This is a genomic window from Aeromonas sp. s6, assembly GCF_040907815.1.
GTDB classification, from domain to species: Bacteria; Pseudomonadota; Gammaproteobacteria; order Enterobacterales; family Aeromonadaceae; genus Aeromonas; species Aeromonas caviae.
In genome coordinates this window covers 1-9,993 of sequence record NZ_JBFOCN010000104.1, presented here as the reverse complement: position 1 = coordinate 9,993, position 9,993 = coordinate 1, and the positions used below count along the sequence as shown (strand labels likewise).

Annotated in this window: 12 protein-coding genes; 1 reads left to right on the top strand and 11 read right to left on the bottom strand. The window is 60.8% G+C overall.

Going from position 1 to position 9,993, the window contains the following annotated elements; translation table 11 throughout:
* The coding region (locus AB5Y50_RS16340) for an IS4 family transposase (RefSeq protein ID WP_368162502.1) at positions 1–494 on the top strand (494 nt) is incomplete at its 5' end.
* Here the strand turns inward: AB5Y50_RS16340 and AB5Y50_RS16335 are convergent.
* The 11 genes from AB5Y50_RS16335 to AB5Y50_RS16285 form a co-directional block, all read right to left on the bottom strand.
* Positions 484–870, bottom strand: a complete 387-nt coding sequence (locus AB5Y50_RS16335) for a hypothetical protein (protein ID WP_368163087.1) — start codon at positions 868–870, stop codon at positions 484–486. The two genes, AB5Y50_RS16340 and AB5Y50_RS16335, sit on opposite strands and share 11 nt — an antisense overlap.
* 105 nt (positions 871–975) lie before the next feature.
* Positions 976–1,374, bottom strand: a complete 399-nt coding sequence (locus AB5Y50_RS16330) for a hypothetical protein (RefSeq protein ID WP_102948891.1) — start codon at positions 1,372–1,374, stop codon at positions 976–978.
* Positions 1,375–1,933: 559 nt separating this feature from the next.
* Positions 1,934–3,562 carry a PAS domain-containing methyl-accepting chemotaxis protein gene (locus AB5Y50_RS16325; protein WP_043155761.1) on the bottom strand — a complete coding sequence of 543 codons (1,629 nt, stop codon included), beginning with the start codon at positions 3,560–3,562 and terminating at the stop codon, positions 1,934–1,936.
* Positions 3,563–3,799: 237 nt separating this feature from the next.
* Positions 3,800–4,648 carry a TIGR03899 family protein gene (locus tag AB5Y50_RS16320; RefSeq protein ID WP_042016317.1) on the bottom strand — a complete coding sequence of 283 codons (849 nt, stop codon included), beginning with the start codon at positions 4,646–4,648 and terminating at the stop codon, positions 3,800–3,802.
* Positions 4,649–4,768: 120 nt separating this feature from the next.
* Positions 4,769–5,245 (bottom strand): DUF3299 domain-containing protein, encoded by a 477-nt coding sequence (locus AB5Y50_RS16315; RefSeq protein WP_010675589.1) that lies wholly within the window; start codon positions 5,243–5,245, stop codon positions 4,769–4,771.
* Positions 5,246–5,276: 31 nt separating this feature from the next.
* The gene (locus tag AB5Y50_RS16310) at positions 5,277–6,524 is read right to left on the bottom strand and encodes an ABC transporter permease (protein WP_043155759.1); all 1,248 of its coding nucleotides are present in this window, start codon (positions 6,522–6,524) and stop codon (positions 5,277–5,279) included.
* 58 nt (positions 6,525–6,582) lie between these two features.
* Entirely contained in the window at positions 6,583–7,269 is a 687-nt protein-coding gene (locus AB5Y50_RS16305; RefSeq protein WP_039040841.1) for an ABC transporter ATP-binding protein, read from the bottom strand.
* 4 nt (positions 7,270–7,273) lie between these two features.
* Positions 7,274–7,870 carry a DUF2796 domain-containing protein gene (locus tag AB5Y50_RS16300; protein WP_048208350.1) on the bottom strand — a complete coding sequence of 199 codons (597 nt, stop codon included), beginning with the start codon at positions 7,868–7,870 and terminating at the stop codon, positions 7,274–7,276.
* 36 nt (positions 7,871–7,906) lie between these two features.
* Positions 7,907–8,197, bottom strand: coding sequence for a hypothetical protein (locus tag AB5Y50_RS16295; protein WP_080988551.1), 291 nt, complete (start codon positions 8,195–8,197; stop codon positions 7,907–7,909).
* A gap of 43 nt (positions 8,198–8,240) precedes the next feature.
* Positions 8,241–8,783: a YtfJ family protein gene (locus AB5Y50_RS16290; RefSeq protein WP_010675585.1), complete on the bottom strand. Its 543-nt coding sequence runs from the start codon at positions 8,781–8,783 to the stop codon at positions 8,241–8,243.
* 205 nt (positions 8,784–8,988) lie between these two features.
* Positions 8,989–9,867, bottom strand: coding sequence for a hypothetical protein (locus AB5Y50_RS16285; RefSeq protein ID WP_042880471.1), 879 nt, complete (start codon positions 9,865–9,867; stop codon positions 8,989–8,991).
* Between the last annotated feature and the right edge of the window lie 126 nt (positions 9,868–9,993).

Sequence of the window (9,993 nt, the reverse complement as noted above, 5' to 3'; positions counted from 1 at the left end):
TGCGCGTCATCGACATTTATACCCATCGCTGGCGGATCGAGGAGTTCCATAAGGCATGGAAAACCGGAGCAGGAGCCGAGAGGCAACGCATGGAGGAGCCGGATAATCTGGAGCGCATGGTCTCGATCCTCTCGTTTGTTGCAGTCAGGCTGTTACAGCTCAGAGAAAGCTTCACCCTGCCGCAAGCGCTCAGGGCACAAGGGCTGCTAAAAGAAGCGGAGCACGTAGAAAGCCAGTCCGCAGAAACGGTGCTGACCCCGGATGAATGTCAGCTACTGGGCTATCTGGACAAGGGAAAACGCAAGCGCAAAGAGCGCGCCGGGAGCTTGCAGTGGGCCTACATGGCGATAGCCAGACTGGGGGGCTTTATGGACAGCAAGCGAACCGGAATTGCCAGCTGGGGCGCCCTCTGGGAAGGCTGGGAAGCCCTGCAAAGTAAACTGGATGGCTTTCTTGCCGCCAAGGATTTGATGGCACAGGGGATCAAGATCTGATCAAGAGACAGGCCTTGATATCTGCTACCCGCTGGGCAGGGCTGTCCTTTTCAAGGTATTGAGCAGGGCAGTCTTTGCGTGCCGGGTCGCTACTGTATTTTAACTTGCGATTGATGCCGTACTTTTCGATTAGCAAAACATCAGCTTCTGGCCAGACATTTTCATACTCGGTGAGTATGGACTCTATTTTCAAGACACTATTGCAATCAGAGCCTTGCAGGATCAACAGCAGTGTATCTGCGCCATGGGCATGTTGGACAAGATAATAGGAGATAGGCGAGCCATCATCCCTGCTCGCTGTGCGAGTCATGATCTCCTGAGAGTTCACCGAACTCGTCAAAAAGAGAAAACCAAAAAACATTAATAGAACTTTCATGTTGAATATGATGGTTGTGTTTTTTTAATGATTGATACTAAGAAGAATGTGGCAATCACATGCTATCAATCTTATCGGTTTATCTATTTTGGAATATTGAATTATTTAAATTTCATAGGCTAAACCTTGCTTGTTTCTGAGCACTAGCTGATAGGCGTGATCTCGCAATAAAAACATCATCAACTCAATATCCTTAAGTTGGGATAATTTGATAGGATGGGCTTCCCATCGAGGTGGGGGGTGACCGGCATCGTTACAATGAGCAAGATATATTCGTTGTTTGCTCCGATACAGGGCGAAAAAGCTCATGTCACATTGCTTAGCTATATATAAATAAGGCTCAAAAGAAAGTTCATACAAATTCATTTCATCATATTCAGTTGAGCTTATATAACGAGACATCTCGTAATATGAATCAGGTAAGCTCGCGTCTTGGCTTATTGAATTAAATAACTTGATAACTTCTTGAATATGAGAAAGCTTTATTATTGGTTTTCTTTTCAAACTTTTACCTCTTTGGTCGTGATCTTCCCAACATTCAGGCAAGGCTACCGCCCCTGAATTTCAGCCTCCAGCCTGCTGCGCTTTCCCTGTGGCTCCGGTCTGGTTCATGGCTGACTCCGACAAGAGGTGATCCCGATTGCCATGTTACCGAACGGAGCTGGTTAGGGAAGAGGGGTCGGGCGATTTCTCGGGTAAGATCAATAAATTGGGGGGGGCAGCGGGGCCTGCGGCAGGTTGGATAAGAGGGATCTCAAGGCCGACGCTTTCCCGCTTCCCGCTTCCCGCTCAACGCCCAACATTCACGGTGTATGGATGGGGGAGTGAGCAAGGCCATTGCCCTGCCGAGGGCCATGCGGTGCAGTCGAGAGGGTCGGCGTGGCACGGGCGAGCAGGTGGTTGGGACGGGGTGAAAGACCCGCGGGTTCAGTCGACGACTCGAATTTGAAACCCGCTCAGACGCCCATGCACCACCCAAAAGAGGGGCCCGCTGCCGGTGACGGCAGGGGCCCGTTTTTATTGTTAGCGCACGGTCTTTGGGTCTGGTTTGCTCCGTGAAGGCTTAGCGGGCCAGCAAGGGTTGGCCGCTGGTCAGGGCGGTGCTGGTTGGCCGGGTGGCGGGATGCTGCTGGAACTGGCGTACCAGCCGCTCTAGGTCCCCGAGTTGCTTCACGAGCGCAATGATGCCCTGCACGGCGTGGCGGCTGCCCTGGCTGGAGTCGTCGGCCAGACGCTTGATGTCCAGCACGCTGTGGTGGATGTCCTGGGTGACCAGGGACTGCTCCTGCACCGCCTGGGCTATCTGGTTGCTGCCTGCGGTCACCTGCAACAGGCGTTCGCTTATCTGTTGCAGGATATCGCCGGTGGCGGCGGCCTTGAGGCGGCAACTGGCGGAGAGCTGCTCCCCTTGCGCCATGGCCTGCTGGGCATCGTCGGCGCTGGCCTGCAAGAGGCTTATCATCTGCTGGATCTCGCCGGTGGAGGATTGGGTCTTGATGGCCAGGGTGCGGATTTCGTCCGCCACCACCGAGAAGCCGCGACCGGACTCGCCCGCCCGGGCCGCCTCGATGGCCGCATTGAGGGCCAGCAGGTTGGTCTGGTTGGCGATGTTGTTGATGACGTCCAGGATGCCGTCGATGGCGCGGCACTGGCTGGCCAGCGCCTCTATCACGGCGCGGGAGGTGAGCAGCTCGCCGTGAACCCCTTCCACCGCCGCCACGGTATCGAGCACGCTGCGATTGCCCTCCCGAAACAGCACGGCGGTGTTGTCCAGGCTGTCCGAGGAGGCGCTCGAGCTGTGGGAGACTTCGCGAATGGACGCCGTCATCTCGGTGATGGCGGTCGCGACCTGGTTGGTCTGGGCCTGCTGTTGCTGCAGGTTGCCGGTGATGGACTCGGCATTGTTCAGATCCGTCTGCGCCGCCTGCACGATCTGCTGGCAGGTCTGCTGGGTGCGGGCCAGCACCGCATTGAACTCGGCCTGGTTCATCTTCATGGCGAGCTCGACGGCAGCCAGGCGATCGACCCGCCCGGTATACAGCAGTTGCATCAAGGGGTTGTCGAAACGGTGGCGGGCCAGGGTCTCCAGCCGGGCGAGGCGCCGGGAGAGGGTCTGGCAGATGACGAGCGCAACCACCAGAGGCAGGGCGCCGATGAGCAGAGGCCAGCCCGGGCCGTGCTGATAGCCGAGGGTGACCAGGCTGGCCAGCAGCGCCATCAGGCAGAGGTGGATCCCCAGGGTGTGGCAGCAGGGGGGCAGGCGCAGGGCCCGGGGGGTCTTGCCGCGGCGCATTTCTTCATAGACCCGCTCCGCACGCTGCTTGATCGCGTCGTCCGGCGCCGTGCGCACCGACTGGTACTCCACCACCTTGCCGCTTGCGTCCTGAATGGGGGTGACGAAGGCGTTGACCCAGTAGTGATCCCCGTTCTTGCAGCGGTTCTTGACCGGGCCCATCCAGCTTTTGCCTTCCCGCAGATGGCGCCACATGTCGGCAAACGCCTGGGGCGGCATGTCGGGGTGGCGGACCAGGTTGTGGGGTGCCCCTTGCAGCTCCTCCAGGGTGAAGCCGGCTATCTGGCAGAACTCGTCGTTGGCATAGGTGATGCGGCTCTCCAGATCCGTGGTGGAAATCAGGTTCTGGTGCGACGGGTAGAGGCGCTCACGCTGGGTAACGGGTTGATTGACTCTCATGGTACTTCCTGCCTGACAGAGGAAAGAGAGTCTGGTTGCAATTCGTACACCAGAGTGCCCAAAACCGCTTAAATTGCGCTCTATATGTCTCTTTTGTGCTCAAAACCCGTAGTGGGGGGAACATGGCCCGGGCTCGCGTCCGCCCCTGCCGTCAGGATTCGCTTTTTGGGAGCCGTTTTGGCAATGGCAGGGCGGGTTTCGCAATTTGGCAAGGCGGGGCCGGGGCCTCCGCCAGCCTCAGGCGGGCAGATCCGGCTCGCTGACCGGGGCCGGCATCTGGGTCTCTATCTGCAGGTGGGTGGAGAGCAGGGTCTTCAGATCCTGCAGGTACTCCTCCAGGGGGGGCTCGTCCAGCAGCAGGGCAAGCTCGTTGCCGATGGGGGTGAGCCGGTAATAGAGCAGGGTGAGGTTGCTCTGGCGTTGGCGCAGACGCCAGCGCTGGTTGCCAAAGGCCAGCTCGACCCCGTCGGCGGGCAGGGGACCGGATTCGAGCTCGCCACGGTGCAGCAGCCCGAGATCGCACAGCAGCAGCAGGGCGCTGTAGGGCACCCGGTATTTGCCGAGCCCCATCCGGGTGACCTTGGCGCGACTGAGCAGGCTGGCCCCCTTGTGCATGCCCAGCAGCAGACGCTGCTCGTCGCTGCCCTCGTAGTGGCAGGAGAGGGCGCAGATGCGCTGGAACAGCTGGGCTTCGCGCTGGGTCATCTCCTTGAGGGTGTTGAGGGCACGGATGGAGAAGCGGCCCGGGGTGGCGACTTCCAGGGCGAAGATGCGGCCCCACAACTGCTGCATGGGGGTCATGCTGATGTCTTCGGCCAGTTGCAGGAAGCGGGTAAGCCAGTCGCTGTCTATCTCGCCGCCGGCGGCGGTCTCTTCGCAGTGGCGCGCGGCCATCACCATGATGGATTCCAGATTGCGCTGGCGGGTAGCCTGCTCCGCCAACTGGCGAAAGGTGGCGCGCTGCTCGAAGGTGCTGTCGCTGTTGCGGGTGAGCATGCCATCGATGCCGCGGCTGCGGGCCAGGCGCAGGGTCTGCTCCTGGCTGCTCAGGATGGAACTCTCTTTCTTGGGGGGCAGGTCAGCCATGCTGGCTCCGTGATGGCAAGGTCTGGTAGTGAATGTTACTCCAACCAGATCCATGAACAATCCCTTTGCCGGGGTCGTCACGGGATAAAAAATGGCCTCCCGGGGGAGGCCATCAGGGGCTCACTCTTCGTAGACGCTGACCTCGACCGCGTCCATGGAGTAGGAAGCGGTGGCCATCTCGTGGCTGGAGCTGACGGTGTGCATCTTGCCCTTGACCCAGATGGCGTCCCAGAGGTCATCCACCGGCGCCCCCTTGGGGTAGCTCACGTAGATCACCTGGTTGGTGGGCGGGGGCGGCACGTGAATGCAGGCGCCAAAGTAGGGGACCAGCAGGAAGGCGGTGATGGTCTTGGCATCCCCTTCCAGGGGCACCACGAACCCGGGGATCCGCACCTCCTGATTGTCCAGCTTCTTGTTGACGCCCCCCACCGGCTGCGGCACCGAGGAGAAGTCGCCATCATGGCTGACCTGGGGCGGTGGCAGCAGTTTTTCCCCCTCCGGGATGAGGATATCCCAGTCGATGGTCTTGTAATCTGCAGCCATGGCAGGCAGCACCAGCAGGCTGGCCAGCAGCGCCACTATTTTCCACTTCATCATCTGTTCTTCTCTCTTGGTCGGATGCGTCGGGTCAGACGCGAATGCTCATGCCGTCGCTCAGGCTGTAGCGGTAAGCGCGGGCGGCAGGCAGCAGCCCGATCACCATGCCCGCCAGCCAGACCAGGCCCAGCAGTTGCCACTCATAGGCGCTCGGCAGACCCAGGCTCATTTGCAGGCCATAGTGGCTGAGCAGCCAGGGGCTAGCAAGCCCCTGACCGAGATAGAGCGCGGCCACCCCGAGGGCGATGCCCGCCGTGGTGAGTGCCATCGCCTCCAGCGCCAGCAGCAGGAAGAGGTGGGCAGGGCCCGCCCCCAGGGAGCGCAGAATGGCGAGCTCGCGGCGCCGCTCGTTGAGGCCGGCGAGCAGGGTGGTCAGCATGCCGATGAGGCCCGCCACCACCACGAAGCCCGCGATCACCGACAGGGCGGTCTCCGCCACGCTCATCAGCCCCCAGAGCTCCTGGAGGGCGGCTCCCGGCAGGATGGCCATCAGGGGCTCCCTGGGATAGGTGTTGACGCTGCGCTGCAACTGGAACGCCAGGATCCGGTTGCTCAGCCCCACCATGAAGGCGGTGATGGTCTTGGGGGTGAGATCCAGCGCCATCGCCTGTTCCGGGGTCACGTTCTTGCTGTGACGACCTGTGTCCCAGCCCAGATGGATCGCCTCTATGCCCGCCAGCGGCACATGAATGGTGCGATCGATGGGGGTGCCGGTGGGGGCCAGGATCCCCACCACCTTGAACGGCATGTTGTCGTGCTGGCTGAACGAGGTGTTGCCGGCGCCATGGGCGATGACGATGGATTGATCCAGGTGATAGCCGAGCTTTTCGGCCACCTGGGCACCCAGCACCGCTTCAAACGGTGTTTCGAAGGGGCGACCTTCGCGCAGGACGAGCGCCTGCTGCTGGCCGTACTTCAGGTGGGTGAAGTAGTCCCCGTTGGTGCCGAGCACGCGAAACCCCTTGTGGGAGTCGCCAAGGGAGAGGGGGATGGTCCAGGCGACGCCTGGCTTTGTCTTGATGGCCTGGTAGGAGTCCCAGCCCACGTTGTTGGTGGGGTTGCCGATGCGAAACACCGAATAGAGCAGCAGGTTCACCTGGCCGGAGCGGGCGCCGACGATGAGATCGGTACCCGAGACGGTGTTGGCGAAGCTGTCCCGTGCCTGACTGCGCACCCGCTCCACCCCGAGCAGCAGGGTGACGCTGATGGCGACGGCCAGCAGGGTGAGCCCGGCGGTGAGGCGACGGGCCCAGAGACTTTGCAGGGCGAGTTTCAGCATGAAAGCCTCCGCAGTGAAGGGGAGATGGCTGGACGGGCTGCGAGATGATGGCGTGTGGTCATGCCGCCCTCCGGTTGAGCTGTTGCAGGTTCTCCACCCGGGGGAAGAGGGGCTCCAGATAGGGATCGTGACTGACGAAGACCAGGGTAGATCCCTGCTTGTCGCACTCCTCGAACAGCAGCCGGATGAAGGCGGCCCGGTTGTCGGTGTCCAGGGCCGAGGTGGGCTCGTCGGCGATCACCAGAGGAGGGGAGCCTATCAGGGCGCGGGCGGCGGCAACCCGCTGCTGCTGGCCGATGCTGAGGGCGTGGACGGGGCGATGGAGCGCCTCATCCGGCAGTTGCAGTTCTGCCAGCAGGCGGCGCGCCTCCTGCTCGGGGCTCCCTGTCAGGCGGGCCCGCTTGGCGGGTGAAAAGGTGAGGGCAGCGGTGACGTTGTCCTGCACCGAGAGAAACGGCAGCAGATTGAACTGCTGGAAGATGTACCCCAGATTGGCCGCCCGGAACTGGTCACGGGCGCGGCCGGAAAGCCGGGCCAGGGGCTGGCCCAGCACCTCCAGGGTGCCGTGGTTGGCGGTCTGGATACCGGCCAGCAACCCGAGCAGGGTGGACTTGCCACAACCCGATGGGCCCTTGATGAAGACGCGCTCACCCTCGTGGATGCGAAGGGCGGGCAGATCGAGGACGGCTTCGTGACCCGGCCAGGCAAAGGCCAGATCACGGATCTCAACCACGGCATGTTTCATGGTGTTACCAGCCCAGTTTGTTGGCGGACGGAGTCAGTTCGGCGGCGGTCTGGCCGGTGGGCAGTATGCCCTGCACGCTCAGCTTCTCCAGGCTCGGGTAGAGGCTGAACAGGGTGGCCTCGAGACCGGTGAGCTTGGCCGGGGTAGCGCAGGTGTAGGTGTACATGGCTCCCATGTCCGCATGGCCCGCGTCGTCGTGATGGTGTTCATCGTGAGCGCCATCAGCCTTGTCGTGCTCGTGCTCGTGCTCGTGCTCGTGCTCGTGCTCATGGTCATGATCTTCCTTGGCGGCCTGCAGCTCCTGCTGGGTCAGCTTGCAGCCGGCGGCCGGGTCGAAACGGAAGAGGGCGTCGGGCTGCTGGAGGCGGGCCACCGCCTTGGCATACTGCGCTTTCTCCTCATCGGTGTTGGCGGCATGTTCGAAGCCCACCAGATCGGCGGCAGGGGCCTGCAACTCGATCATCAGCTGGTTGCCGTCGAGTACCAGGTTGAGGTGGCCGTGACCGTGCTCATGGGCACCGTGGCTGTGGCTTTCGTGTTCGTCGTGATTGGCCTGGGCGCCGAAGGCGGCAGCGGCCAGCAACAGGGTGACTGCTTTCATCGTTAATCCTTTTGAATAAATAGAGAAAAGATTGGTTCAAAAAAAGAAACAATGAAGGGGCGGTGGGGCGCGGATACGGCGATGTCCCGTGGTGCCGGTGGCCGCCCTCGGTTGGGGAGTGCCGATATACCGGTCGATGCCAGAGGAGAGGGGAGGGAGTACGGGGGTCGGCGTCAGTGCCAGCTTGCCATCCAGATGCAGGACGCAGAGGGTGCAGGCATGACCGTGATCGGGCAGGGCAGCTTCAAGAGGGTGCTGTGCCAGCACCGGTTGCATCCACAACCAGCCCAGCAGCAACACCCAGATTGTCAGTGTGGAACGACCCATAGACCCTTGTGGAAAGGGCGCCATCAGCGCCCTTCTCTCTGATTCAGAGATGGGACTGGATGAGCCCCATCACCTTGGTTATCTCGGCGGCATCGAGCTGGCCATCTTTGGCAAACAGCACCTTGCCCTCTTTATCCAGCAGTATGATGGCCGAACTTTCCGGGGTAAGCGCCCAGGCGTTGCGGGCCATCCCCTTGGCATCCAGCACCATGGCGGACCAGGGGAACTCTTTCTTGCTGTCCTCGGCACTGCTCTTCACGAAACCGGACGTGCCCCAGATGGCGTCATTGCTGTTGATGATGGTGACGGTCTGGTACTTGTCGTGGGGCAGCTTGGCCGCCTTGATCGCCTCGATCATGGGGGCATTGAGCTCCTTGGCGCTGGAGCGACCCGCAATGTGCTGGATCAGGAAGACCTTGCCGGTCAGGACCTTGCTCTGCCAGGGCTGATAGCTGATCTCCTTCTCCTTGAGCACCAGCTCCCCCTTGTCGCTGATGTTGACCAGCGGCACCTGGGTTGATTCCTTGATGTTGTGGGCCATGACCAGGGTTGGCAGCAGCGCCAGAGTAAGCACGAGATGTTTCATCCGGATGACACTCCTTTGTGATGTTATAACGATTTTTGGGTCGAGGGAATGGGACCCTGAACATCCTAAACTGATCGGATCTGTTTAAAAAGTGTTAAATAATGCAGGGTGCGACGGTGATCTTGTCAACATGGGCGCCATCCCCCCAATGACGGCGGCAAGGATGGCATGTCATCCATCAAAAGCAAGTGATGGTCAGAAGAGGCTAGTAGAGCGGTTCGCTGATCAAGGGAATCTGGGCCATCGTCATCTGCTGGGCCAGCAGGGGAGAACCGGTGAGCAGCACGTGGCGCTGATTGCCGATCACCAGGGTGTCTCCCTCAAGGCCGCTGTCGGCCGTGATGGCGAGCCAGGCCGGTGAGACGCTGCCGATGCTGATGTTCGGATAGATGATGCTGAGACTGTACTGGGGCGCCAGCTCCGCCAGCAGACTGGCCATGAGCAGCGCCTTCTCGTCGCTGTCGGCCTTGTTGTCCTGCAGGGCCTGCAAGGGCGGAGCGAAGTGGTCCATCTGCTCGGGCGGGGTGGGGATGCCGCTCAGCCACTCCTGCAGCAGGATGACGCTGGTGGCGAGATCCTTGGCCGAAAACTGCTGTGCCAGGGGTTTGAGGTCTCCCTTGAACTGATAGAACAGCTGGGAGTAGTTGGGGCGCACACAGGGCAGCTTCTGATTGGCCGGGTGAACGCAGGGTTGGACCCGCATCTCGTAGAAGGCGTCCTCCTGATATTGCCGGTAGGCCTGCCAGAACTGGGCGGATTCGAGGCTGCTGTCGTGCAGGGTAAAGGCCTGTTCCAGGTTGCGGAACTTGGTGGCCGTCTCCGGGCTGTGCTGGTTGATCTGGTTGATGCTGTTGTAGAGGCGTGGACTGATGTAGGAGTAGAGTGTTTCCAGCGGGAAGTTGAGGGCGGTGTCGAGCTGTGTCATCTCGTGACGGCTGGCTGAAAAGGTGCGCTCATCCGCCGTCAATTGCAGGTGCTTTTGCTGACCATCCGCAGATTGCCACTGCCAGCTCAGGTTGATCTCGTTGGCCTGCGCCATGGTGCCGAAGAGCAGACTGCACAGAAAGCCTTGTGCCAGTTTCATGATGCGCCTCCGCCTGGGTTGATAATAAACAACTAAATAGCTGTTCCGAATAGTAGATCACCGGAGGAAGGGAACTCAGTCCAGTTTGTGCGATCTGATTAGTCGCTAAACAAAACAAGCCACACC

Coding starts and splice junctions, on each gene's coding strand:
- AB5Y50_RS16335 (WP_368163087.1), bottom strand. CDS start 870: ATGAAAGTTCTATTAATGTTTTTTGGTTTTCTCTTTTTGACGAGTTCG.
- AB5Y50_RS16325 (WP_043155761.1), bottom strand. CDS start 3,562: ATGAGAGTCAATCAACCCGTTACCCAGCGTGAGCGCCTCTACCCGTCG.
- AB5Y50_RS16320 (WP_042016317.1), bottom strand. CDS start 4,648: ATGGCTGACCTGCCCCCCAAGAAAGAGAGTTCCATCCTGAGCAGCCAG.
- AB5Y50_RS16315 (WP_010675589.1), bottom strand. CDS start 5,245: ATGATGAAGTGGAAAATAGTGGCGCTGCTGGCCAGCCTGCTGGTGCTG.
- AB5Y50_RS16310 (WP_043155759.1), bottom strand. CDS start 6,524: ATGCTGAAACTCGCCCTGCAAAGTCTCTGGGCCCGTCGCCTCACCGCC.
- AB5Y50_RS16305 (WP_039040841.1), bottom strand. CDS start 7,269: ATGAAACATGCCGTGGTTGAGATCCGTGATCTGGCCTTTGCCTGGCCG.
- AB5Y50_RS16300 (WP_048208350.1), bottom strand. CDS start 7,870: ATGAAAGCAGTCACCCTGTTGCTGGCCGCTGCCGCCTTCGGCGCCCAG.
- AB5Y50_RS16295 (WP_080988551.1), bottom strand. CDS start 8,197: ATGGGTCGTTCCACACTGACAATCTGGGTGTTGCTGCTGGGCTGGTTG.
- AB5Y50_RS16290 (WP_010675585.1), bottom strand. CDS start 8,783: ATGAAACATCTCGTGCTTACTCTGGCGCTGCTGCCAACCCTGGTCATG.
- AB5Y50_RS16285 (WP_042880471.1), bottom strand. CDS start 9,867: ATGAAACTGGCACAAGGCTTTCTGTGCAGTCTGCTCTTCGGCACCATG.